Here is a 25,998-nt window from a genome sequence, read left to right on the forward strand (position 1 = left end):
TTACTATTTATGAAAATTGGTATAGTGACTCTTTATGCAGCCAACAACTATGGAGCTTATCTTCAAGCATTTGCACTTCAAAAATATTTGAGAAATTGCGGACATCATCCTGTCTTTATAAAACATAACGCCAGAAAGCCAATTCGAACTCTGTTAGCACATTTAAAAAATGAGCTGACACATTTTCGTCTGAATAATCTTTTTTTTGTCTGCATTAGACATGGCGGTAATATTCCATATCTTAACAAGTTTGATTATTGTTCTATAAAAAAAGCAAACTCTTTAGATATGGTTATTTTAGGAAGCGACGAGATTTGGAATACTAGTCGTAAATCCATATATGAGAATAAAGTATTATTTGGATATGGAATTAACAATATAACTATATCGTATGCTCCTTCTATTAATAATGCTAAAGCAGAGGACTTTCAAAAAAAACCGGAAATAATTGATATGTTAAAAAAAATAGATTGTATTTCCGTCAGAGATGAAAGAAGCAGAAAAATCATTTCATCTTTGCTAGATAGAAAAATAGTAACAGTTGTAGATCCTACACTTTTATTAGAAAAGAGTAAATGGGAATCTTTTGAAAAAAAAATCCTATTGCCAACTCGTTTTATGATGTTGTATCTATATGCCATTGAAGATTATGCGCTGGACTTCATTGAACAATTACAAGATTATGCAGATGAGAAAAAAATTATTACTGTATCTTCTTTTGCTAAAATAAAGTGGGCAGATAAAAATATTGGCATGACACCATTTCAATTTCTATACGCAATGCATCACTCAGATGTTGTGGTTACAGATAGTTTTCACGGGTTAATGTTTGCTCTCATATATCAAAAGAACTTTATTATCCCCAAAGCTGCATCATCTAAATTACAAGATACTATTACACAATATCATTTGGAGGACAGAGTTTTTTCTAGCGAAAGAAAAGTAAAAAATATCCTTCAGCAAAATCCAGATTATAATAAAATAAATAAATTAATGAATTATAACGTAAATAGTTCAAAACAGTACTTAAGCCATTGTGTCCAAAAGATTTGTGATTTAGTTACTCCTTCTATCACTGAGGAAAAATAGTTTTGTAGAATATAAGGAAGTGAGATTAATAAATGTACACTATTAAAAAGGTATTCTATCGTGTGCTTAGATACACATATCTGTTGCGTACTCGGGCAAAGAACAGAAACACAGATTTTACACTAATATCTCAGAATTGTATAGGGGGTGTAATATATAAAAACCTAGGTTTAGAATTTAAGTCTCCTACCATTGGCATGTTTATAGAAGGAGAGAATTTCATTAAACTTGTTCAGAACTTTAAATATTATATGAGCATTAAAGCTGTTCCGCTTAACGATGAATATATAGATCCAATAGACAGTTCAATTCATTATCCTAAAATTGCTGTTGGTGATCTGGAAATATGTTGCCTGCACTACAAGAACTGCGAAGATGCAATTGATGCATGGGAAAGAAGACGTAAAAGAATTAATTATGATAAAATCTATGTTCTTGGTAATTCGTGGAATATGCACAGTGATGAACTACTTGTAAAAAAACTCTTTGAAGTATCTCCATATAAGACAGCAGTGTTTGTAACTAAAGAGTGCAATTGCGAGGGGGCTATTTTGTTGCCAGGTGATTATTGGCATTTAGATAATCGTGGTATAGTACGTCCTAATATAACAGACAACATGCCTAGAGGCTTTCATAAATATTTCGAAACCTTTTTTGATTATGTTTCTTGGCTTAATTGACGATATGATTTAAATTTCTTAAGAAGGTTAATCCCTTTTAAAAGGTACCCCATTTATGGATTGATACTATGTACAATTTTGTTGAATAAATAGATATATTCAGATCTAAAATATCCCCAATACTGGTACATTCTGGGAAAGCACAAACTAAATAGAACTACAATATAGAAAGAACAATATATAGATGTCTAGAGAAAAAGAATTTGCCAAAAATACGTTTATTCTGGCTTTAGGCCAGTTCCTTCCAAATTTGTTTAGTATTCTTTATATTCCATTAATAACAGGGCATTTCAGTACTTCAGAATATGGAGAATATGATTACCTTCTTACAATTATCTCGCTCTTGCTACCTATAGCAACATTACAAATTCACTCTTCCGCGTTTCGTTTCTTGATTGAAGCAAGAGAGAATAAAGAAAAAAGCAAGTCAATAATAAGCAGTATTTTCTTTTTCACACTTATTGTTTCTTTGATAACTGTACTGATATTTGCATGTATTTACACTAATGCTACATTCGAAAGAATCATCATAGGAATGTACATTATTTCTGATGCTTTTTTCACCCTTCTTTCATATATTGCCAGAGGACTCGCGGATAATGTTGGGTATTCAATTGCATCATTTATATTATCTGGGCTAAAGACAATGTTTGTATTTATTTGTCTTGTATTCCTAAAATCTGGATTATGGGGAGTTCTTACGGGAATATGCTTGAGCTATATTCTAGCAATGCTATTTATATTTATTAAAGAAGATTTACTTTCTTATATATCTGTTAAATCGGTTTCATTGTTAGTGATAAAAGAATGCATTGCTTATTCCTGGCCAATGGTTCCAAATAACCTTTCCAACTGGGTATTAAAAGTATCAGATAGAATTGTAATTACATTTTTCCTTGGGGTTGAAGCCAACGCTATATATGCAGCTGCAAATAACATTCCAAATATTCTAAATATGGCTAAATCGGTTGTAGTAATGGCATGGCAGGAAAATGCATCTATTGCACTTAATGATAAAGATGCCGCCGAATACTATTCCAAAGTTTTTAAAGATATGCTTTCATTGATTGCAGGTATAACGGCATTAATAATTGTATCCTCACCATTACTGTTTATATTACTTATACGGGGCTCATATGAGGATGCCTATTATCAGATGCCAATTCTTTTTCTGGGTGTATTCTTTGGATGTATGTCCAGCTTTCAGGGTGGGATTTACATTGCACACAAAAGAACTGTTAACGTCGGAGTAACAACTATTATAGCAGCAGTAATAAATCTGTTATTAGATCTGCTCCTTGTCAATAGCATTGGCATATCTGCAGGATCTGTTTCTACACTGGTAAGCTACCTGTTCCTGTTTGTATTTAGGCTTTTCGATATTAAGCGTTTTCAGGAAATCAATTACTCTTATATACAGATTATTGCTTATTCCGTTTTTTTAGGCGCTATATGCATTTTTAGCTTATTCAGAACACCTTTTATATATGTGCTTAATGCACTATTAGGCTTTATATTTGCAATAAATATAAATAGAGCATTTCTCTTAAATATTTCAAAAAAACTTCTAAGGAAATCATCAATGTGAGTTTGAACGTTTTGGAAAGGAATTACTGTGAAAGTATTAATTAATGAAAGACTAAGTGGTCACACCACATTTAAAACAGGTGGAATTGTAAAGGAATATTACATACCAGAAAATGCACAGGAACTTATAAGTATATATAGCGATGAAGCCAGAATAATAGGTGGAGGATCCAATATCCTCGCAGCAGACCATGATTTCAACAAAGTCATTGATGTCGGATCATTTAACACTGATTTTATTTCATATGGGAAAGGCAAATACAAGGTTGGGGCATCCGTTAGGTTGCAGCAATTAATCAAGAGAATAAACTCCGAGGGGTATGGTGGAATAGAATATTTATACTCTGTGCCCGGTTTAATCGGAGGTGCCACTGTTATGAATGCAGGCCGTGGTAAATCCTATCATCAGTGTATCTCAGATTATATCGATAAGGTAGTAGCTATAGAAGGCGGTAAACTCAAGTATCTAACAAAAAATGAATGTAATTTTGGCTATAGAGATTCTCTTTTTAAACATTCTGGTATGGTAATAGTATCGGTGGGGTTCTCTTTCCCCGAAATAACTTCTGAAGATAGCGAGAGGCTCATTCAACAGCGTATAGATCATTGTAGGCTGACTCAGGACAACTCTTGCCCGAACTTTGGATCTGTTTTCTGTAAGAGTAATAAGTACATTATGAAGCTTGCGAAAAGGTTTTCAATTAAAAGTGGGAACTGCCACTTCTCGAACAAGACTACCAATTGGCTTCTTAATGATGGTGGAACATTTGACGATGCTATGAAATGTATTAAAAAAGTAGAGCGTATGCATGAAATCCTTGGGCAGGAATGCAAGCGAGAGGTTATTGTGTGGGAATAAAAAAATAAGTCATAGAAATGGAGACACTATGAAGAAAATCATTACATTATTCGTTGTTTTACTCTTGGCGTTATCAATTCCGGTAACAAGTTCCGCCGCCGGAGTAACCAAGTACTCTTCCTGGTCAAAGTCTACAGCAAAAAAGATTCGTAATGCTGATGCTAATAAGAAATTGACCATTAAGGCTGGCCAGTTCACATCTTTCTCTCCGGAGATCAGAGATGCTATGATTGAGCGCCCTGATGTCCAGGTAACTGTAAAATGGAATAAAGATGGCACAGATATGAAGTTTGTTATTCGTGCCGGTACAGATGTAACGCAGGTTTTTGATGAGAAAGGATATGCTGGATTTGAATACCTTCAAGGTTTCTTTGGCGAAAAAGGAAATACTAAGGAAGCAAAAGCAATTCAGACCAGAAAGGGTGACATTGCCAATGCGGTAACTGTTGTTGGATTGAAATCCTATGCGGGTAATAGTGAGGAATTCAATGCTTATCAATATTACAGTAGGTATGAAGATCTTCAGACTGCCATTGGCCCGGATGGGGATAAACTTTTAGAACACTATAACTCTTTTGGAAAAGCAGAAGGACGAGTAGGGAACTGACTAAATCAAGACCGCCTGTAAAGGCGGTCTTGAATGACATGACAATTACTGAAAGGGTGACAGGCACTTAGTAGAATTTATCACAAAGTTCAGTAAACAGATATGTCTTTTACCCAAGAAAAAGGAGCAGCTATGCGCTGCTCCCTAAATGACAATCAATTAGCGGTTACTGCCAAAGTCTCCTTCGTATCAGCCTTTGCGAAGAGTTCATCGATTTTTGAATTGGTAAGATTGTAATCATTAACAAGGTTTTCACGAATCTCTTCATCCGGTATATGGTGCCTACGGGAGAAACAAATGAGTTTTAATGCAGCATCTTCCGTAACTTCGCGGGTAACTTCACGAGTAACTTCACGGGTAACTTCACGAGTAACTTCACGAGTAATATCTCGTTTTAATGACAATTCACGATCCCATTGTTGCATATATTTGCCGATGACCTCCTTCCGATTTTTTACTTTTGTAACGATATTTTCTATAGCATCAATATCGTTGTTTGGAACAGAGGGTTTCTGTCCTGTTACTATGTATTTTAACATCTCTTTAAGCTTTTTACTATGCTCAGATGATATTTTTACCGGACTGCCAAGGGCATCAAAGTTAGAATTTCCATTGCAGTAAAGGTAAATGTGACGTATTCCGTCATCATAGGCTATGTTTGGATGCGTTAATAAACAAGTACTTGCTTCGTAATACATGTCACCGGCCCCAAATGGGTCATAGGAGAGGATGGTAACGGATACAAAGTTTGGAAGCTCGTCATAGTCGTTTCCGGATTCAAGGCTTTTTACGTCGTGCAGGGCTCCGTAGTATCTGAATCTTTTGGGAAGATACTTTCTGTCAGATTCTCTGTTTTCCATTTCTACATCATAAATTGTGGCAATAAAATTGTTGTTTTGTGTATCTTCCTCGATATAGGCATCAAAGCGAATTCCATGATAGGAAGTGTCGATAGCCTGATACGATTTCTGGGACGTAACATCATCGATGACAAAGTCTTTGTTAAAGACTGCTTTTAAGATGCTTTTCATTATTACTTTTGCGTCATCTTTGTTTTCAAGGGTGCTGTCAAAGAGGAATCCATCAATAAGGTTCATAGAGGCGACACTTTTCTTCGCTTCATTAAAAGATAGTTTTCCAGAGTTTCTTGTTCCTGTGTTCATAAAAGTCCTTTCAAAAATGTAAAAAATGTGAATAAACTCAGCGAAAATGCTGATGCCGTCACGAATGTGACAACTGGCTCGGAATGAGCATAGAAACAATCGTAACAAATAAATCTTAAGATTTACCGTCGAAATTTCTTAAGATTTTTTGTAGAATTCTTAAGATTTTTTGTAGAGCAAATGGTCAGGCAGACTTACGATACTCCAGGTATAGTAAAAGAGAAGTGCATTTTGTCTTGAAACATCACCCATATCCCAGATAGAACGTCGCATATCTGGTGGCGCAGCAGGCGTCAACTTTCAGGATTATATTAACAAAGCTCACGACGTAAATATATAAAAAGCAGCTGAGCAGGATCATGGCACACAGCCTGAAGTTTCCTGAATGTGAGAGGACAAGGATTATCACAAATATGATAAATGAAACAATACATGCAATGATAAGCGCCGTGGGAAGGTTATCTATAACATCCTGAGTCATAGTGACACTACGGGCATCGAAGCAGTAGTTCATAGACATCAGTGAATGAACATAGCAGTCGGCTCCCTTCATGGCAGGGGCTATCCTGACTCCGAAATACAGGGAAAAGAACATATACAGGGCAGTTGCCGGATAAACTGATTTTGGTGTTATCCGCTCTTTTTTTGCGATAAGTGAGTACGTCCCCATATACATGAGAACCGGGTACATGCTTTCCAGGTATCTTCCAAATACGAGGTGGTCGCACCTGCTGACAGCAGTGCCATCCCAGTAAGCCATAGCTGTCCGGAAAAAGAATAAAAGCCCCAGTAAAAAGGCTCCTGCAAAAGTAAGCAGGCTAAAGAGGGAGATAATAGAGAATCGTTCTAAAGAAGCACCTTTTGATCTTCGCGAAGCAAACCCAAAGACAGAAACCGTCCCGGCTATAATTCCAATCATCGTGATCCCCATTCCGGATACACATACATTCATCATCCACCCACAAAACGATTTAATTAAAACAATCTGACCGGACAGGGAAAAGAGCTCTCTGTATAGCTGGGGATCAAAGAAGCTGTCCAGCAGGTTGTAGGCAGGCTTTATACCAAGATAAACATATTCCCTTAAGAGATGATTACAAACTCTGTCCAGAAGAATAGATACAATGAAACTGATACCAAAAAATCTCCCCGAGACAAGAGTCCTTTTGGCCATGATCCTTATGAGTAAAAGTGTCAGAAGAGTTGATAGTACAATAATAATCCCCCTTTGGTGACACATAAATGCGTAAACGCAGATAAAACCAAGTGTTGCGCTGAGCATGTTCTTTTTTCTGCCGGAATCTGTACCGGCCGAGTATAACTCCAAAAGAAGATATATGATAACCCACGGAACCAGGAAAAGAGCGGGCTCAGCCCAGGTGTATTTTGTATACAAAAGAACTGACGGCATCATTCCGCATATCAGGGACAGCCAAAAGGATTCTTCTTTTTCAAAGCCAAAATGTTTTTTGGATATTCTGAAAATGAGAACAGGAATAAAGGCATCCAGAGCACTGTTGCAACAAAGAAGGAATTTGTATCTGATAACAGGATCTTTGATGAAGAGAAAAGCCGGAAGATAAAAACAGGTCATTCCGTACTTGTAAAAGAATCCGTCTGTAGATAGAAAACTGCTCCAGTCGTAACCTGCCAGATAGGCAGCAGCCCCCATAGTCCCAAGGGCATCTTCCACCGGAGGTGCCGACAGAAAGAGGCTCGGCAGCGCAGATATGATAAAAGAAATAAAAAGTAGTATGAGTCCCATGAGATTATTGTACTACATCAAGATGGAAAATGTATCACATAAGCTTGAAACGATATTAAAAATACCATAGAATTGTTTATAGTATAAAAAATCTGTGGGTTTTAGGTGAGATGAAAAAAATAAGATTTGGTCTAAAGATCGATTGGAAGAGGATTTACTCCGTTGTTTTTCCTGCGAGCATTAGTGGTACGGATTCTTTAGTTGATTATCTTTTCAGGGTTATCATATTTCTTTTCCCGTTATATACATATCAGACTAAGGCGCTGATGGGATTATCCGGCAAGGATATTCTTGTGGGCATTGTTGTGCTACTTCTGGGGCTTAGGTGCCTTTACAGATTTATCAAGGAAAAAGAGATTGTGAACATAACATCGGATTACAGAATGGCGTTTGCAGTTGTCATATTCCTTCTTATCCTGTTTAACTTTGGTAGGCAGTTCATATCCAATAATAAGGAGATGCCTCATACATATCTGTATATTGAAGCAATACTTCTTTTGTTCTGCTCTTTATATATAAATAAAAACAGCACATTGCACAGGTATTATCTTCAGCTCATGACAGCATCCTTTGCGCTAGTGTACCTTAGCATGTACAGATACATATTTACTGCAACGGCAACAATTCTCGGCGGGGAAAATCTTCTAAAAAGTCCAAGATCTTTAATCCCACTTCTCATGCTTTCTGTACTGGCCGGTTCTGTCCTTTATTTGAGTGAGCAGAATGACAGGATGCAAAAACTCTATCTGGTGGCAGTAGCAGCCGGGCTTGTCCTTTTCTTTCTCTATGGCGATATGATGGCATTTTGCATTATGATGCTCCTTATAATGGGACTTTCATTTATAAAAGAGCCAACATCCCCAAATATGAAAAAGAGCATTATCCTCATATTCCTATATGGATTTTGCGCTTCAAATGCGCCTCTTCTGACATATTTTGGAGCAAAGGGAATTACAAGGGAGTTTGACCTTGAGTATAGTATCTACATAGATATCGTGATAGCTGTCGCCGGGCTTTTAGTGAGCAGTTTCTGGGAAAAGATGGAAGGAAAAGAACAGGATGAGAAGGATGGTTATGCCGCTGCACTTTCAGCAAGATGCAGAGGGATCATGCTGATCATAAGCGCGGTACTATTCATAGCTTTCATATTTGGAAGCAAAGGTGCGGGACTTCAGAAATCAGTCGGAGGTAAGGCACTGTATGGAGTAACAAACGGTCTTTGGGAGTCGGTCAAGGGTTCATCCGGAGAGATATGGCATGTTCTGCAGGTGTATGGAGTTATTGGAGTAGCTGTTCTGGTGGCCCTGATGAGCATCGCGCTATACAGAGTGGCAGATATATATAAGGATCCTGAATGCAGTGAGGTGGAAAAGGGGTATCTTGCAATTACAGTTCTTTTCCTGGCACAGAGCCTGTTTTACCCATTTTCAAGTGCTTCCCTTCCAATATATGCGATCCTGGTTGGATTGGCTTTGAAACTTGCAGTACAGGAAAAAGAGGTTGCCGGCGAATTGCAGAGCAATGAAAAAATAGCAGATAAGAAAGCTGCCTGGAATTTGCATCTGCAGCGAGGTGCGATGGTGCTGGGATATATTACTGAGTCAGCGCTTGCTGCAGGACTTATAGTGCTGCTGGTGGCAGGTGTATACAGATTTATCAATCCTGTAGATAGCGCAGGAGCAGTCGAATCAATGGTTCAGGTTGCGATAGATGAGAGGCAGGAACAACTTCTTGCTGCGGAACTTGCCAATGCAGAGTCTAAAACTATCACGGAGCCCGAAGAGCAAGGCGAGTCTGATGAACAGACAGGTGGTGGGATAGGGACAATTCCCAATGCCTGGACAGCACAGAAGACACAGGCAGATGATCAAACGCAGGCAGAGCAAGATGCGCAGACAGAATCCCTATCACAATGGGAGCAGGAGCTTGAGGAAGAACAGGCTGGTGATGATCAGCAGATCCCGAAAGAAGAACCTGAAGATCAAGAGGCCCCGGTAGGAGATCCGGATCCCGGAGTAAGCGGCGGAGATTACCACATTTACGATCCTAAGGCTTCGTATGCGACTGTAGATGAAGTGGTCACCGGAGCAAACGGAGTTGTTAATTTGAGATCCATTCCCAGTATCGGTGCGGATTCTGTGGTGGTTCATCCACTGGAAACAGGGGAAACTGTAACAAGAACTGCCATAGGTGAAAACGGCTGGTCAAAGGTAAACTACAACGGGCGGGAGCTCTATGCTGTTACCGAGTTTTTGACGGTTTATACGGAGCCTGAGCAGCAGGCAGAAGAACCCGGACAGGAAGAAGAGGCAGAGAACGAACAGGAGGCTGCTCCGGAGGATGGTCAAAAGGAGCAGAACACTCAGCAGCAGGCACAGAAACAAAAGCCACAGCAAAAGGCGGGGTATTCGGTTCAGTGGACTGAAGATAACAGGAAGTGTTCAATCTGGAGCGCAGGAGTTTTGCAGGGAACCCTGACCATTACTGATGGAGAGGGAACACCTCAGACTATTACATATTACGGGACCTACAATCAGGGGAGTGAGAGGGAACAGAAGAAATACTTTAATCTCTCGGTGCCTCAGGGAGATGGCACTTCGGTCATAAATGTTGATCCGGGATTTATAGCAGCCATCAAGGATATGGGATATTCCGGAGTCTATTTAAACAAGCAGATACATAACTGGTAATAAGGCAGATTTCATGGATAAGTCAGAGCAGAAAATAATCAAAAATCAAAACAGAAAAAAGTTTATATCACAGACGGCACTTTTAGTGGTGGTGACAGCAGTGTTTCTCACAGTGCTGTGTGGAGGATTGTTTGCCGTATTTAAGACCTACACAATTTCTTTTGACCTGGGAGACGGAAGTGAAGTGCTGACACAGACATATGGGATCGGCTCGGGCGAGATCAGTCTTGGAATACCTGAGAGGAAAGGCTTTAGGTTTACGGGCTGGACAGGGTCAAACGGCAAAGATCCCAAGGTAAATGTCAAAGTGGGAGCGGGACAGCTTGGAGATCTTTCCTATAAAGCACACTGGTCTGATAAGCTGGATGTAATATGTGAGGACTGGCTTGTAGACAAAGATGGGAATCTCATTTCCAACATCACATCTGATGTGGATAAGTTTCTAAAAGCCGGTAACAGCGCCAAGGATTACAAGGTGGTAGACAGGACCATGCAGGTCAAATACGGCTCCAAGATCAATCCCTCCAAATGGGGGAACGACAAAGGATACAAGGCTTATTCCGATAAATATATTTATATCGGCAACTCGGGGGATACGAAGGTTTCTGAGAATGGAACCAGGGTTTTCAGATATTTTTATCCGGTACTTGATGTGAATTATCTGCTTGACGGAGGAAGTTGCAAGGATGCCGGGGTTAATGATGCGGATGTGGCCCTTTTTGATCTCTATGTTGATGGTGAAGTGGTAAAAGAGAGGATCAGTGATTATTGTTCGTCTGTTCCCTGCGGATCAACGTATCAGATCAAGCCATGTTGGGTAGGAGTTGAATATTTGAGCATGGACGATGAGGATATCACAGGTACCATGGGAACTGACAGAATAAATGTCGATCTGTCTTTTGCCACAAGGCCGGGTGATGTTTCAGTAACCTGTCAGGACTGGATTGTAGACAAAAACGGCGTCAGGCTGATGGAAATCACAGACGTGGTGGACAGATATCTGGAGGCCGGCAACAGCAATGGAAAACACAGCGCTGTTCCAAGAAGTATAAATGCCTCTCCGGGAGATGTTATTGATGGCTCACTGTGGGGAGATGACCCTCTGCCGGGAGCATATCATAACAATTACTGCTATGTGGGCTCATCTCGAAAGATCACGGTTGGAAGCAGGAATGAAACGGTATACAGATATTTTTATCCGGTACTTGACATAGGCTCACTGGTAGACGGAGCCAAAAAGAATAATACTTCAAAAGTGGCAAAGTTCACTGTTTTTGTTGACGGAAACCCCGTGGCTGAGAATGTCACTGACTATTATGACGGGATTCCCTGCGGATCTTCATACAAAGTGGAGATAACAGAGTATCTGAATTATGATATTAAGCATATAAGCAGCGCCTATGATGAGGGGGAGATGGGCAATTACGCCAAAAGCCTCACACTCAGATTTGAGACAAGAGCAGGGGATAACTACCTTATCCTTGAGGACTGGCTTGTTGATGATGATAATAACAGGATCAGGAACATTTCTGAGGAGATAGATTCATATCTGAAAGATAAAAAGAGCACAGCAGAATACAGGCTTCAGAACAGGACCATCAAGGCCGCTGCAGGAGAGACTATAGACTGCAGCCTTTTTGGGAACGATGAAAATATCGGAGCATTTTCCGATGAGTATATCTATGTCGGATCTTCGGGAGAAGTAACTGCAGGTGCAGGCGAATCCAGAATATACAGGTATTTTCACCTGTGTCCGTGATCTCTGAGCATCTTAAGGATCTCAAAAATAGCATCTATGAGAAGCAGCATTCCGCAGGAAAGCATGTACCATCTGTTTTCAATGTCCGGTGTGATCAGAATGTAACCACCCAGGAAAACTGTCACAATGCCCTCAAATGAGGATCTGAAGCGTTCAAACGCCTTGGTGTACAGCCTGAAGTTAATGACGTTCTGATATGCAAGAGATAGGAATACGATTCCGATTATCATGCTGGAAATGACAAAGAGGGCCTCGGGTTTAATCAGGATGGCCGATGTCAGAACCAGCAGAATGATGCATAGCATAACTCTTGGTCTTTCTTTTCTGAATTCAAGCCCTGAATCTCGTAGGTGTTTGATGGTAAGTACTAATTCATAGATACATACTATGAGCAGTGCAAGGAACACCACGGATTCCATTGCAAAATCAGGAAACGCAAAGCAGAGAGCGGAGAGCACAAGGGACAGTGCGATCCTTATCAGCTGTTTTCTGTTTATCAGTCCCCATAATCTTACAAACAGTCCCTTTGAATCATCATCCTCTTTTTTTATCTTTTTGACTTTGTTCTTGAGATTCAGGGCGTCGTTGCCTGCCATCTTCATTATCAGTTCTTCAAAGGCTGACGGCCCAAGCGCTGCAAATTCTTTTATCGTACTGACGCCGGTCTCGGACATGGAATCAAAGAGCGTATCAACGAAGTTCTCTCTTGCCCCCATATCCATACCTTCAACAAATCTCTCAATAAGATCATTTAAAAGATGGCTTTCGGGTGCGTGATCATCGCATTTTACCGGACCGTCCGGTTCAATTACCCAGGTCTGTATACTGTGCTGAATAAGCGGGTTTGCGGAGCTTTTAATGATAATACTCTCGCCTGCAGGAGGCTCGAAAATTCGGCCGATAATGGAGTATTCGGGCGTGATCTTGGTGATCTTGCTGAGTATCCTGTAGATGAGGGATTTATCAAGAATATCGGGACAAAACCCGGGGCCGTCGTTGAGGTATACATGAAGTAGCTTGTCCTGCTGACTTCCCTCAAGATGAGCGGCAGAATAAAGCGCGAGATGAGCGCCTTTGGAATGCCCCAGGATATAGACATCAGAGCTTGCGGCATCAACATGCTTTTGAGCATAGGAGAGTGCAAGCTCCTGGGAAGGAACATGAGTATAGCTTATCATGAAATCTTCCTTCCATCCGATGATGGTGGCGTCAGTGCCTCTGAATGCAATGATGGTCGGCCCGCCGGGGATAATATAGGTTACAGCTGCAAACTGTTTGTCCTGGCTGTCGTAGATATCCTGAAAATCCACAAGCTGCACATCCCTGAATCTTACAGATTCTGCGCAGTGTCTTGCAAATTCAAGGTCTTCTTTTACAGAACCTGCTCTTGTATTTTTTAAAAGACCTTTTGAATCGAGCTCGGATATTGCATCATGAATGGACATGGAATTTCCGCCCTGCAAAACGGGCTTAAAGTCTATATAGATAAGCTCTGAGAATACCAGATTATCTTCAATTCTAAATTCTCTCTCTGAAAAAGACAGATCACCTCTCCAGAGGATATAATCGGATATATGTGCCATGTTTAAACCTTTGCCATGTGATATATTTACTCATGAAAAGAGGAGCTGCAGCAATCAGTTGCAGCTCCTTTATTTTAGCACAGATTATAGGGCTATGCGGAATTATCCGATAGCTTTTTTAACTGCCTCGAGAACACGGTCAGCCTGGAAAGGCTTAACAATGAAATCCTTGGCTCCTGCCTGAATAGATTCAATAACCATTGCCTGCTGTCCCATAGCAGAACACATGATACAAACTGCATTAGGATCTGCAGCCTTGATTCCCTTCAAGGCTCCGATACCATCAAGCTCGGGCATTGTGATATCAAGAGTTACAAGGTCGGGTTTTAACTCATTATATTTTTCGATTGCGACTTTTCCGTTCTCTGCTTCGCCGGCAATCTCATATCCATTCTTGGAGAGGATATCCTTGAGCATCATGCGCATGAAAGCGGCGTCATCTGTAATGAGTATTCTTTTTCCCATATTGAACCTCCAATAAGTATTTTTAGTTGCGTAGGCTTTAAAGCAATTTTTAAATTTGAGAATTATTATTGGTACATAATCTATTGTACCACGTAATTTCAGTTGTGCGCGTTAAATCGTTATGCAAATAATTAAAATTTGATAAAGTCTCTGAGAAAATTGTTTGAAAATCACGTTCATTTATTTCAGGACCGGAAGAGTGCTGTCATAATTGAAATCGCCGTGATTAACAATCTGCCATTGAATAATAGCGTAGGTATTGTCCGAATTGGTTGAGTTGTTTGCGCTATTTGGCTTAAGTGCTACATCCAGAGATTGATTATCGGTTATTGGTATACTTTCTTTCATTATACCATCTTCTTCGTCTGAAGAATAGCCTGAATTTACTGCTGCAACAAAGGCATTTCCTTGATGACAGGCTTCGTAGTAAAGTTTTTGTCTCTCGGTAAGATTATTGCTTAAATTGTAGTCTGCTTTTGAGTTTACCAATGTGAGTGTTGCAAAAGAGATTATACTAAGCACAGTAAAGATCAGGAGGATGGAAGCACTGCCTATATGAGATCCGCCGGATGCTTTATTCATATCAATCCGCCTCCTTTCCCAGATAGGTGTCAACATTAAAGTTTAAAATTGCCAGATTGGGATCAACGTTTTCGGGAAGATAGTCACCTTCAATGCTTCTTACATCAAGAACTGCAATATAGCCTATTGCGGCTTTGCCGATGAGAGGTACATTGTAATCTGTAACATCTGAATACACTTCACTTGCCTCTTTCACGGAGATATTTATGCTGGCAAAGTAGGCAGCATCTGAAAGTGAATCAATGCGTTCCCATTTTTCGTTAAAGAAAAGGATGATATATCCGCTTTTCATGGATGGATCATCAGGGGTGTGAGAGACATATGCGCCCGGATAAAGTTTTTCCATCTCAGTAAGATCACCGTTTGTTCCGGTAAATGCTTCTGCCAGATTCTGAGACCAGATTGTGGCGCTTGACATGTTCTCGGCTCCCTCAGCCATAAAATGCGCAGAGGTAAAAAGCCTTACGCAGACTGCTGCAGAAAGGGAGAAAAACATGATGGCTATTATCAGTTCCATAAGGAACAGGCTTAAGCGTGAATTACTTCTCTGATCCATTAGTTACCTTCTGTGCTTCTCTTTGAGATGTATAAAAAGTCTTCGGTTCCGTCTTCAAGAACAACTTCGATTTTGAACAGTTTGGATGACACTTCTTCTATGTCAAATGATTTCACTTCCATGATCTTCTGGCCTGACTGAGGGTAGATAACATTCAGATCATCTCTTGCCATGAGTTCCATCAGTTTCCCGTCGAAATCATATATGTAAGTGTTGTATGATTCGCCGTTTATCTCTTTGCTCATGACAAGAACTTTTTCACCGAAAAGATCTTTTGTGCCAACACTTCCGTTTATGTCTGACTGTCTAATCTTCTCGGTTATGTATGCGCTGGCAATTCTGTGCGAGTTGTTATTTGCCATGGAGGATACATTTTTCTGATAAATGGTTGCTCCGATGGCAATGACCGCTAAGGCGCACAACACAAAGAGCAGCATGAGACAGATAACAAAAACGGAATCTATCATGTGCTTGTCTTTTTTATTTGGATTAAGTGTTGTCTGATCCATAAACTTTACCTCAGTATCACTGTGTAATCAGGATAAAGGTTTGCTGCGATTGGCTGGTAGTCGACAAAAAATGTATTTTTGTCATAGGTAAGTCCGTAGTGCTGTTCCATGTATTCAAGGCTTGGAGGATACATTCCCTCTATTGCATAGCACTGGACTATGTCTCTCGAAATGGCATTCTCCAGCGACTCCTGCTGTTTTTCGATTGTGCTTCTGCCGGAGTACTCAACTGCCATAAGAAAGAAGACCACGATCAGCGCAAAGATCGTCACGGAGACTATCCTGTAGAACAGTGGTGATGGCGAAAATATGTGTTTTTCGTTATCAAATCTGTTAGCCATTTGTATTCCTCATCAGCCTATGGTTGTCATGATACCCATCAATGGCAGTATTACCGACAAAAGGATCATTCCGACAATGAGTGAAAGGATGATCACCAGAGTCGGTTCAAGTATCGAGATGAGAGAGTAGATGCGCCTCTCAGTGTCTTTTTCAAGTCTCTCCGAAACCTGCCTCATGGCCTGATCCATTGATCCTGATTTGAATCCTACGGAGACCATCTGGGCGTAGAAGGAAGTAAATATATTTGTCTTTTCCAGCGCCTCGGGGAAGCTGTCGCCGTCAAGAAGGAGCTCTTTACACTTCTCGATCTTGTCCTTCATATCGTCATCTGAGGAGAGCTTTTTGACAAGGCCGAGACCTTCGTAGGTATCCATACCGCTGGAGAGCGTCAGCACCATTCCGCTGGCAAATCTCTCGAGCTCTATGTCGTGCATCAGCTTTCTTGTGAGAGAGAATTTTCTCATGAGCTTTTTGAAGTTCTCTCTTCCTGCAGAAGAAGAGAAGTAAAGGAAGCATGCGGCGAATATTACGAGAATAGCGACAAGTATAATGGAGTACCTGTTAAGCGCGCTTCCCAATGACAAAAGAGATTGTGCAAAGCCGCTCATGCTGGTTCCCAGCTGTGCAAATACCTGTTCAAAGATCGGGAGGACTTTTGTTATCAGAACAAGCACAACGATCAGCATCATGAATACCATGATAAGAGGATAGCTCACGGCGCTTCTGATGTTGGATTCGATATTTTCTTCTCTCTCATAGTAGTCGGCAAGAGACTCCATTACGGTGTCCATGTTTCCCGACTCTTCGCCTATGGTGACCATGTGAACGACATAGTCCGGAAAGGCTTCACTCATGTTCAGGGCCACATGGAATTTTTCGCCGCTGTGGAGAACATGACTGATGGAGCCCAGAAGCTTTTTTGCAGCAGCATCGTTTGTATCCTGCTCCAGGATATCGATTCCGTCAGCCGGAGCGATTCCTGCCCGCAGCATCAGTGACATCTGTCTGCAAAAGGTTGAGATCTCGTAACTCTTTAATTTGCTGAATTTTGCTGTACTGCTCATAAGTTCCTCCATTACGAACCTGAGTTAATAAATATACTTTACGGAATAGTTGGAGCCGTCTCCGATAAATTCGCGAAGAGATTTTTCCTTGGTGTTTGATGCAAAGGTGGGATCCATAAGGGACCACTCGTTGCCGTCAAATTCGATCATACCGTTTACCCATCCGACATCTTCTATATAAGTGGAGAGCCATGCATGATAAGCTGTTCCCGCGTAGCCGATTTCCATTCTGGTCGGAATTCGCTGGCTTCGCAGCATGGTGACCATAAGCGCCGCATAGTCGAGGCAGATTCCCTTTTTGGTATAAAGAACTTCATCCACATCCGGAAGATAGCCGCTCTGGACAGTTTCGGCTTCCTCGTGGTCATATACGATGTTTCCGATTATATAGTTGTAGACTTCGGAAACGACCTCCAGGTCGGTGTTGCATGTATAGGCGAGATATTCACTCTTTGCCACCGCTTCATTGGAAGAGGTGAAGTTCACATACTGATTGGGATAGAGGAAAGGCGAAAACTCGTTGGTGATATTTACATCCAGCATTTGGCTGTAAGCCTGGGAATACTGGGTTCCTTCGATGTTTTCGAAGATGTTTACCATGTACTCGCCGTTGCCCTGCTGAAGCGGGAATACCTCTTCCTTCGGGATGCTGGATACATTGTAGGTGTAGGTTATCTCCGAAGGACCTGTTATCTGGAGCTTTACCTTGGGAGAATCCCCGAGGTAGGTTACTACGATGTAACCTTCGGAAATATTCGAAGCGTCCACTTTTGCATACTCATTTTCGTAAACGACTTCGCCCGGAGCTTCGGGCACAAGACAAACAGGAGTATTGTCGCGGCTTCCTTTTACACGCTCTGCAGCGGGAATCTCTACGTCGGGAGTCGGATCCGGTTGGACAGCAGTCCTTGAGAAATCAGCGACTATATCTTCTGATTCTCCGCAGCCCGAAAGGAATGTGGCAATACCCAGTATTAAGACTGACAAATAAGATATTAGATTTTTCTTTTTCCTAAGAAAAATACTCATACATTAAGAAAGTTTAAGAGGCAGTTCGCGGATCTTCTTGTATCCAAGGGATACAAGATCGGAAATGCTGTCGAAGTGTTCATCGCAGTTGAGCACCTTTGCATAGGCGACTTCAATGGGGGTTCCGACATTCATTTCGTTGTAGCCGTGGATCCTCTTTGTGAGATCAAGTAAAAACATATCGGCAGCAGTGCTGTCGCAGTTCTCGATTAGAATGATGAATTCGTTTCCGCCGTTTCTTCCGACGTAGCCGTATTGCTCGCTTACATCCTCGAGAATAGTGGAGAATTCAGATATGAGCCAGTTGCCGTTGTCATGGCCGTTTGCGCTATTGATGGAGTCGAGGTTATTGATCTTCATCAGCATGAATCCCGCATTTGGCAGCCGCATCTGATTGTTGAAGCTCTCAATCAGAAGATCACAGCTGTATCTGTTCGGGAGCCCCGTGAGATGGTCCAGATAGGCCATTTTGTTCAGGTGCCGGCCGATGTAAGCGGTTTTGCTGAGAATATAGAAATCAAACAGAATGGAAAAGACAAACAGCACCAGGCAGATGGCAACAACCACAAAAAATGCAGGAGTTGCGGCATCTGAAATCTGATGAAAAATATCTTTGTCCTTGTGAAAAAGAAAAGCCAGGATAATTGTCAGCACACCCAGTATGATAAGTGAGATTACTTTGTAGATGTAGACGCTGTTATATACGTTAGTACGTTTACTCGAGTTATAGAAATCAGGTTTCATATGATTCCTCCATATAGAATAATTGTACTATAAATATGTAAAATGCGCACTCTTAAAGTGTATGGGCGATAGGAGTTCTCTTCTCGAAGGTATAGTATTCTTTAAAACCGCATGTTAACGCAATATCGCGCATCTTCTCAAATCCGCAGGCTATTTTTTCGGGAGTGTGAGCATCGGAACCAACCGTAATTATCTTGCCGCCCAGTTCCTTGTATCTCTTTAATACGTCAGGAACAGGATTCGGTAAAAGAGATATGTCATTCCCCAAAAGCTTTGAATTGAAATCCAGGCCTTTGTCGTTCTTTATAAGATAGGAGAGTATCTCATCGATCTGATCAGCAAAACGGCTGTAGCAGTAGGTGGTATCTCCCTTTGGTGCGTACCTTGATACGTAATCGATGTGTCCGAGAACGTCAAAATCTGTAAAGAGCTTTATGTTCTCGAGAGTTGAGTCGAAGCATTGTCTGTAGATGTTTTCTACCGTATCACCTTCCCAGAAATCGGGGTAGAAGGGGTCTTTTCTGTTCACCAGATGTATTGATGCAATGACAAAATCGTAATCGCCCTTTTGCACGAACTCTGTATTTTCAGCGGCTATATGAGTCTGCATTCCGACTTCTACGCCGAACTTCATATCTATCCTGCCTGCGTAGAGTTCTTTGTAATGAAGAAACTCCTCTCTGTAGGCATTTGTGTCCAAGATAAAAGGAAATTCCGGGAGGTTATACCAATCGGGAAAATCCGCATCCTGATGCTCGGTAAAACAGATTTCTTTAAGTCCCTTGTCCAGAGAGCTCTTTATCATGTCCTCCATAGGTGCGGTACTGTCTCCGGAATGATGTGTGTGCATGTGATAATCTGCTGTTATTGACATTTTGATTCTCCGTTTTTTATGTTTAAAAGATCCGATTAATTCATATCGACAGTTTACTAATATTTTATTATATTATCTAGCATAAATTTAATATTCTCACTTGATTTATGGGCAAAAGTCGGATAAAATTGTAGGTGCTGATAAAAATTTATCAAGATAGATATAATTTAAGAAACAGCAACTCATATAAAATTCATTTTAGGAGGAACTTAAAATGGCAGTAAAAGTAGCAATTAATGGTTTTGGCCGTATCGGTCGTCTTGCATTCAGACAGATGTTTGGTGCAGAGGGTTACGAAGTTGTAGCTATCAACGATTTAACAAGCCCTAAGATGCTTGCACATCTGTTGAAGTATGACTCATCACAGGGACGTTACGTAGAGCTCGGACACGAGGATGACGTAACAGCTGACGACGAGGCTGGAACAATCACAGTTAAGGGTAAGACAATCAAGATCTACAAAGAGCCCGATGCAAACAATTGCCCTTGGGGTGAGCTTGGTGTAGACGTAGTTCTTGAGTGCTCAGGATTCTATACATCTAAGGAAAAGGCACAGGCACACATCAATGCCGGCGCTAAGAAGGTTGTTATTTCTGCTCCTGCAGGAAATGATCTTCCTACAATCGTTTACAACGTTAACCACACATCACTTACAAAGGATGACAAGATCATTTCTGCTGCATCTTGCACAACAAACTGCCTTGCACCTATGGCTAAGGCTCTTAATGACTACGCTCCTATCCAGTCAGGTATCATGTGCACAATCCACGCTTACACAGGTGACCAGATGATCCTTGATGGTCCTCAGAGAAAGGGCGACCTCAGAAGATCACGTGCAGGTGCTGTTAACATCGTTCCTAACTCAACAGGTGCTGCAAAGGCTATCGGCCTTGTTATCCCTGAGCTTAACGGCAAGCTTATCGGCGCTGCTCAGCGTGTTCCTACACCTACAGGATCAACAACACTTCTGTTCGCAGTAGTTAAGAAGGCTGACGTTACTAAGGAAGCTGTAAACGCAGCTATGAAGGCAGCAGCTACAGAGTCATTCGGATACAACACAGACGAGATCGTTTCATCTGATATCGTTGGTATGAGATTTGGTTCACTCTTCGATGCTACTCAGACTCTTGTTAACAAGGTTGATGATGATACATACGAAGTACAGGTTGTTTCATGGTATGACAACGAGAACTCATACACATCACAGATGGTTAGAACAATCAAGTACTTTGCAGAGCTTGGCTGATTAACCTCAAATACGAAATAGACTTATTTATGAGGTCCGGTCCATATGGGCCGGACCTCATTTCTTTTTATCAAATTTCTAAAATAAAAGAATTTCTTTTAAATAAAAACCCAGGAGGAAAAAAATATGTCACTCAACAAAAAGTCCGTAGATGACATCAATGTTAAGGGCCGTCGCGTACTTGTTCGTTGCGATTTCAACGTACCTCTCAAGAACGGTGAGATCACAGACGATACAAGAATCGTAGCAGCACTTCCAACAATCAAGAAGCTTGTTAAGGATGGCGGTAAGGTTATCCTTTGCTCACATCTTGGTAAGGTTAAGAATGGTCCTAACGAAGGGGAATCTCTTGCACCTGTTGCTAAGAGACTTTCAGAGAAGCTTGGCAAGGATGTTAAGTTCATCGATGATTACAGCGTTACAGGCGCAACAGCAACAGGAGCTGTTGAGGCTATGAACGAGGGAGATGTAATCCTTCTTCAGAATACTCGTTTCAGAGGCAAAGAGGAGACTAAGCCTGAAGAGGCCGGAGAGGCTTTTGCAAAAGAGCTTGCTGACCTTGCAGACGACTATGTATGTGATGCTTTCGGTTCAGCTCACAGAGCACACGCTTCTGTAGCAGTTGTTACCAAGTACATCAAGGAAAAAGGCGGAAACAACGCAGTTGGATACCTTATGCAGAAGGAGATCGACTTCCTTGGAAACGCAGTTGAGAATCCTGTAAGACCTTTCGTTGCTATTCTTGGTGGCGCTAAGGTTGCTGATAAGCTCAATGTTATCAACACTCTTCTTGATAAGTGCGATACACTTATCATCGGTGGTGGTATGGCTTATACATTCCTTAAGGCTAAGGGATATGAAGTTGGTAAGTCACTTCTTGACGAGACCAAGATTGACTACTGTAAGGAAATGATGGAGAAGGCTGAGAAAGCCGGCAAGCAGCTCCTTCTTCCTGTTGATACAGTATGCATCGATTCTTTCCCTGATCCTATCGATAACCCTAACATCACAACAACTGTTGTAGATGCTGACAAGATTCCTTCAGACAAAGAGGGTGCTGATATCGGACCTAAGACAATCGAACTTTACGCTGAGGCTGTTAAGTCTGCTAAGACAGTTGTTTGGAACGGACCTATGGGCGTATTTGAGAACCCTGTTCTTGCAAACGGTACAGAGGAAGTTGCTAAGGCTCTTTCAGAGACATCAGCTACAACAATCATTGGTGGTGGTGACAGCGCAGCAGCTGTTAACCAGCTTGGATATGCCGACAAGATGAGCCACATCTCAACAGGTGGCGGAGCTTCACTTGAGTTCCTTGAGGGCAAGAAGCTTCCCGGCGTTTACGCAGCTGACGATCGAGCATAAAATAATCTGGAGGGAACAAAAATGGCACGTAGAAGAATAATCGCCGGAAACTGGAAGATGAACAAGACTCCCAGCGAGGCAGTAGCTCTTTGTGCAGAGCTTAAAGATCTTGTAAAGAACGACGCTGTAGATGTTGTTTACTGTGTACCTGCTATCGATATTTGTGCAGTAGCAGAGGCAGTTAAGGGCACAAATGTACATGTTGGTGCAGAGAACTTCTACATCGTAGACAACGGTGCATTCACAGGAGAGATTTCAGCTCCTATGCTTAAGGATGCAGGCGTAGAGTACGTTATCATCGGTCACTCAGAGAGAAGAGATATCTTCGGAGAGAATGATATCCTTATCAACCAGAAGGTTAAGAAGGCATTTGCATCAGGTCTTACACCAATCCTTTGCTGTGGTGAGTCCCTTGCACTTCGTAAGGCTGACACATACAAGGAATGGATCGAGAGACAGATCACATGGGATCTTAGCGGAGTAACAGCTGATCAGGTTAAGAAGCTTGTTATCGCATACGAGCCTATCTGGGCTATCGGAACTGGCGAGACAGCTACAGCAGATCAGGCTGAGGAAGTTTGCGGACTTATCCGTGAGCTTATTGCTAAGCTCTATGATCAGGCTACAGCTGATGAAGTTCGTATCCAGTATGGCGGATCAATGAATGCCGGCAATGCTGCAGAGCTTCTTTCAAAGCCTAACATCGATGGCGGCCTTATCGGCGGTGCATCACTTAAGCCTGACTTTGGCAAGATTGTAAACGCATAACTTTAGCAGTTACTAAGATGGCCCTCGGACTGATGTCCGGGGGCTGTTTTTTTATACAAACAAAAAGGCTGCAGCTTATCATAACGATAAGCTACAGCCTTTGAAATACCGGTTATTTTTAGAAATTACTCAAGTACTGTTGCGCCGAAAACTGAAGCAAGCTTGAGGTATCCGGCATAACCTGTCTCGTCAAGAACTGAGCTGTAGTCAGAACCACCTGGGATCTTTACCATAAGAACCTGATCGTTGTAAGGGAATACTACTTCTACAGTAACATCGTTTCTTGATGAAAGAGTATCGATCATTTCCTGATCTACTACAGATACTTCTGTTGTTCCGAGAACGAATGCACCGTTTGAAGGAGCCTTCTCGTATGTAGCCTTAACAACATCTTTGTACTGTACAGCTGAAGCGCCTGTGATATCTACGAAAAGAGTAGATGTAGTAACTTCTGCAACACCCATGTTCTGGATAGGAAGCTGCTCACCCTTCTGTGTGAGTGCTGTCCATACCTTAGCATCAGGCTGTACAGGAGCCTGTTTCTCAGTAGCGTACTGCTCATCGTTTACAGGAGCCTCAGCAGGAGCCTCAGCAGGAGCTGCAGGAGTAGCTGCAGGCATTGTTCTTGTAACTACAACCTCGTGTGCACCAATTCTGAAACCGGCTGTTCTGGAAGCTGACTGACCGGGAAGGAGGTTAACAACCCATCCCCATACTACACCTGAGTCAATATTCTCTACTCTGTCTTCACGTACTGCAGGTTCATCATTAAAGTGATCAAGAACCTGTCCATAGTATCCGTACCAAAGATTATCAAATGGAGTCTCAGGGTCAGTATTTACTTCCATAGCATTTGTGCCGTTAGTCATTGTGAATCCTGTAGAATCACCGTAAATTGTTGCAAAGTCATCAGAACGATTAGGGCCAACCATGATATCTGCAGCAGATCCAACTCTGACTTCCTGCTCCTGATCAGTGTTGTTCTGTACATTATAAGTGAATCTTACAGCGTCATTGTCAAGCTCGGGAGTGATTGTTGTGCTGATACCGTTTGTATCATATGCTGTGCCATATTCAAAAGAACCGCTATTGCTGACAGGTGTTGGCTCACCGCCGTTTACACTTACAAGTGTGTCGTAGCAGCTGTTGCGGTATGTGCTCTGAACGTGATTGCCGTTCTCGTCAACGCGGTAAACATTAAGTCCCTGGTTGTCGCTGTGGTGACCGTTACGGTCCTCTAACCATGTGTCAGCAACATTGTAACCGATTGTTGCGTTTGAATCTTCCTGTGCAACTGCCTCAGTCTGAGCAGTTGTTGTTGTTGCAGCAGCTCCGTTTGCTCCCTCTTCAGCAAAAGCTGTGCAAGGCATTGAAGTCATAAGCAGCATTGATGCGCTTATTGCAACGCCTGTTTTTGTTAAGATTGCTCTTTTCATTACTTCCCTCCTAAAACACAAAAAATATTTCTATTGTTTGCCATTAAAATGAAATTTTTTTACAGCAAACGTCACAATTCTAACAAAGAAAAATTAAAAGTCAATAAAAAATATAAAAAAAACATAAACAAATCACAAAGCGGACACAATTACAGAAAAGCATTATAGAGCAACTTTTGCAATGCACAACATGGATTTACATGCTACAATGTAAATAATGTGAAAGCGGTTACATATGGTCAAGATTTGCAACTTTTTGATGAAATAATGAAGTGAAAATGAATATTGTTTACATTATGATGATATAAGATTCAAGTAACATACACACAATTAGTTGTAATGGGAGGGTTATATGGAACTTAGAACAGCATGTTCACCCAAGGACGAGAAGTATTACGATACCGCAAGACTTCGCAGTGAGTTCCTGATTGATGATCTGTTTAAGCCTGATGACATCAAGCTTGTTTACAGTCATATCGACAGGATCATTACAGGTTCTGCAGTACCGGTTGACAAGGTGCTGAAGCTCACCGCAGGTGATGAGCTAAGAGCAGAGTATTTCTTACAGAGACGTGAGATGGGTGTCATCAATATAGGTGGCGCCGGCACTATCACAATAGACGGCAAGGAATACGAGGTAGACTACAAGCAGGGAATGTACATCGGAATGGGAGCAAAAGATATTTATTTTGCAAGCAAGGATTCCGGGAAGCCTGCCAAGTTCTACATAAACAGTGCTCCGGCACACAAGACTTATCCTACAGTTCTTATTAAGAGAGAAGGAACTCCTTCTGAGGACGTTGTCATCATCAAGGATGAGAACAAGAAGGAACTGGGAAGCCTTGAACAGGCCAACCACAGAGTTATCAATAAGTACATACTTCCGGGACAGGTTGAAACCTGCCAGCTCGAGATGGGTATGACGGAGCTCAAGCCCGGATCTGTATGGAATACAATGCCATGTCATACACATGACAGACGAATGGAAGTTTATCTCTATTTTGACATTCCCGAGGATGCACTTGTAATGCACTTCATGGGAGAGCCTACAGAGACAAGACATATCATCATGAGAAATGAGCAGGCTGTAATCAGCCCAAGCTGGTCAATTCACTCAGGATGCGGAACTCAGGCCTACACATTCATTTGGGGAATGGTGGGAGAGAACCAGGATTTCGACGACATGGACGATTGTGCCATGACAGACTTAATGTAAATCAAAGATTATAGGAGGGT

At 41.5% G+C, this 25,998-nt stretch carries 24 protein-coding genes; 11 read left to right on the plus strand and 13 right to left on the minus strand.

Translation table 11 applies throughout. From position 1 onward, the window contains the following. The first annotated feature begins 9 nt into the window (after nt 1-9). The 5 genes from G590_RS0105015 to G590_RS0105035 all read left to right on the plus strand — a co-directional run bounded on the left by G590_RS0105015 (nt 10) and on the right by G590_RS0105035 (nt 4,822). Nucleotides 10-1,089, plus strand: coding sequence for a polysaccharide pyruvyl transferase family protein (locus G590_RS0105015; RefSeq protein ID WP_022764579.1), 1,080 nt, complete (start codon nt 10-12; stop codon nt 1,087-1,089). Between the two features lie 32 nt (nt 1,090-1,121). Beyond that, nucleotides 1,122-1,769 (plus strand): DUF1919 domain-containing protein, encoded by a 648-nt coding sequence (locus G590_RS20450; protein ID WP_022764580.1) that lies wholly within the window; start codon nt 1,122-1,124, stop codon nt 1,767-1,769. Between the two features lie 184 nt (nt 1,770-1,953). Then, entirely contained in the window at nt 1,954-3,357 is a 1,404-nt protein-coding gene (locus tag G590_RS0105025; protein ID WP_022764581.1) for a lipopolysaccharide biosynthesis protein, read from the plus strand. A 27-nt stretch (nt 3,358-3,384) separates the two neighbouring features. Beyond that, the gene (locus G590_RS0105030) at nt 3,385-4,215 is read left to right on the plus strand and encodes an FAD-binding protein (protein WP_022764582.1); all 831 of its coding nucleotides are present in this window, start codon (nt 3,385-3,387) and stop codon (nt 4,213-4,215) included. 28 nt (nt 4,216-4,243) lie between these two features. Next, nucleotides 4,244-4,822: a hypothetical protein gene (locus G590_RS0105035; protein WP_022764583.1), complete on the plus strand. Its 579-nt coding sequence runs from the start codon at nt 4,244-4,246 to the stop codon at nt 4,820-4,822. 155 nt (nt 4,823-4,977) lie between these two features. Here G590_RS0105035 and G590_RS0105040 read toward each other — a convergent pair whose 3' ends face one another. Then, nucleotides 4,978-5,985 carry a hypothetical protein gene (locus tag G590_RS0105040; protein ID WP_022764584.1) on the minus strand — a complete coding sequence of 336 codons (1,008 nt, stop codon included), beginning with the start codon at nt 5,983-5,985 and terminating at the stop codon, nt 4,978-4,980. Between the two features lie 244 nt (nt 5,986-6,229). Then, the gene (locus G590_RS0105045; protein ID WP_155828726.1) at nt 6,230-7,750 is read right to left on the minus strand and encodes a hypothetical protein; all 1,521 of its coding nucleotides are present in this window, start codon (nt 7,748-7,750) and stop codon (nt 6,230-6,232) included. Nucleotides 7,751-7,860: 110 nt separating this feature from the next. On the opposite strand from G590_RS0105045, the gene G590_RS0105050 reads away from it, so the two are divergent. Continuing rightward, nucleotides 7,861-10,440, plus strand: a complete 2,580-nt coding sequence (locus G590_RS0105050) for an SH3 domain-containing protein (RefSeq protein WP_022764586.1) — start codon at nt 7,861-7,863, stop codon at nt 10,438-10,440. Between the two features lie 13 nt (nt 10,441-10,453). After that, on the plus strand, nt 10,454-12,199 hold the full coding sequence (locus tag G590_RS0105055) for a hypothetical protein (protein WP_022764587.1): 1,746 nt from the start codon (nt 10,454-10,456) through the stop codon (nt 12,197-12,199). Here the strand turns inward: G590_RS0105055 and G590_RS0105060 are convergent. The 10 genes from G590_RS0105060 to G590_RS0105105 form a co-directional block, all read right to left on the minus strand. Beyond that, complete coding sequence (locus tag G590_RS0105060) at nt 12,184-13,782, minus strand: Mbeg1-like protein (protein WP_022764588.1); 1,599 nt, start codon at nt 13,780-13,782, stop codon at nt 12,184-12,186. The genes G590_RS0105055 and G590_RS0105060 overlap by 16 nt on opposite strands. 102 nt (nt 13,783-13,884) lie before the next feature. Next, nucleotides 13,885-14,247 (minus strand): response regulator, encoded by a 363-nt coding sequence (locus G590_RS0105065; RefSeq protein WP_022764589.1) that lies wholly within the window; start codon nt 14,245-14,247, stop codon nt 13,885-13,887. Between the two features lie 180 nt (nt 14,248-14,427). Further along, nucleotides 14,428-14,829: a hypothetical protein gene (locus G590_RS0105070; RefSeq protein WP_022764590.1), complete on the minus strand. Its 402-nt coding sequence runs from the start codon at nt 14,827-14,829 to the stop codon at nt 14,428-14,430. A gap of 1 nt (nt 14,830) precedes the next feature. Continuing rightward, entirely contained in the window at nt 14,831-15,385 is a 555-nt protein-coding gene (locus G590_RS0105075) for a hypothetical protein (protein WP_022764591.1), read from the minus strand. Beyond that, a complete protein-coding gene (locus G590_RS0105080; protein ID WP_022764592.1) occupies nt 15,385-15,894 on the minus strand; it encodes a DUF4860 domain-containing protein in 510 nt (169 codons plus the stop codon). The genes G590_RS0105075 and G590_RS0105080 overlap by 1 nt, the downstream gene beginning before the upstream one ends. Before the next feature lie 5 nt (nt 15,895-15,899). Further along, nucleotides 15,900-16,235: a hypothetical protein gene (locus G590_RS0105085; protein WP_022764593.1), complete on the minus strand. Its 336-nt coding sequence runs from the start codon at nt 16,233-16,235 to the stop codon at nt 15,900-15,902. Between the two features lie 12 nt (nt 16,236-16,247). Then, nucleotides 16,248-17,300, minus strand: coding sequence for a type II secretion system F family protein (locus tag G590_RS0105090; RefSeq protein WP_022764594.1), 1,053 nt, complete (start codon nt 17,298-17,300; stop codon nt 16,248-16,250). A 24-nt stretch (nt 17,301-17,324) separates the two neighbouring features. Then, a complete protein-coding gene (locus G590_RS0105095; protein ID WP_022764595.1) occupies nt 17,325-18,287 on the minus strand; it encodes a transglutaminase domain-containing protein in 963 nt (320 codons plus the stop codon). Between the two features lie 45 nt (nt 18,288-18,332). Further along, nucleotides 18,333-19,073, minus strand: coding sequence for a GGDEF domain-containing protein (locus G590_RS0105100; protein WP_022764596.1), 741 nt, complete (start codon nt 19,071-19,073; stop codon nt 18,333-18,335). A gap of 52 nt (nt 19,074-19,125) precedes the next feature. Further along, on the minus strand, nt 19,126-19,947 hold the full coding sequence (locus G590_RS0105105) for a histidinol-phosphatase HisJ family protein (protein ID WP_022764597.1): 822 nt from the start codon (nt 19,945-19,947) through the stop codon (nt 19,126-19,128). Nucleotides 19,948-20,161: 214 nt separating this feature from the next. Here G590_RS0105105 and gap point away from each other — a divergent pair, with 214 nt between their 5' ends. The 3 genes from gap (at nt 20,162) to tpiA (ending at nt 23,326) form a co-directional block, all read left to right on the plus strand. Then, nucleotides 20,162-21,193, plus strand: coding sequence for a type I glyceraldehyde-3-phosphate dehydrogenase (gap, locus tag G590_RS0105110; RefSeq protein WP_022764598.1), 1,032 nt, complete (start codon nt 20,162-20,164; stop codon nt 21,191-21,193). Nucleotides 21,194-21,319: 126 nt separating this feature from the next. Beyond that, nucleotides 21,320-22,558 (plus strand): phosphoglycerate kinase, encoded by a 1,239-nt coding sequence (locus G590_RS0105115; RefSeq protein WP_022764599.1) that lies wholly within the window; start codon nt 21,320-21,322, stop codon nt 22,556-22,558. A gap of 21 nt (nt 22,559-22,579) precedes the next feature. Next, nucleotides 22,580-23,326 (plus strand): triose-phosphate isomerase, encoded by a 747-nt coding sequence (tpiA, locus tag G590_RS0105120; RefSeq protein WP_022764600.1) that lies wholly within the window; start codon nt 22,580-22,582, stop codon nt 23,324-23,326. Nucleotides 23,327-23,451: 125 nt separating this feature from the next. Here the strand turns inward: tpiA and G590_RS0105125 are convergent, their stop codons facing one another. Then, a complete protein-coding gene (locus G590_RS0105125; RefSeq protein WP_022764601.1) occupies nt 23,452-24,762 on the minus strand; it encodes a hypothetical protein in 1,311 nt (436 codons plus the stop codon). Between the two features lie 352 nt (nt 24,763-25,114). On the opposite strand from G590_RS0105125, the gene kduI reads away from it, so the two are divergent. Then, complete coding sequence (gene kduI, locus G590_RS0105130; RefSeq protein ID WP_022764602.1) at nt 25,115-25,978, plus strand: 5-dehydro-4-deoxy-D-glucuronate isomerase; 864 nt, start codon at nt 25,115-25,117, stop codon at nt 25,976-25,978. Nucleotides 25,979-25,998 lie beyond the last annotated feature (20 nt).

This window comes from Butyrivibrio sp. XPD2006 (assembly GCF_000420865.1).
Lineage (GTDB): Bacteria > Bacillota > Clostridia > Lachnospirales > Lachnospiraceae > Butyrivibrio.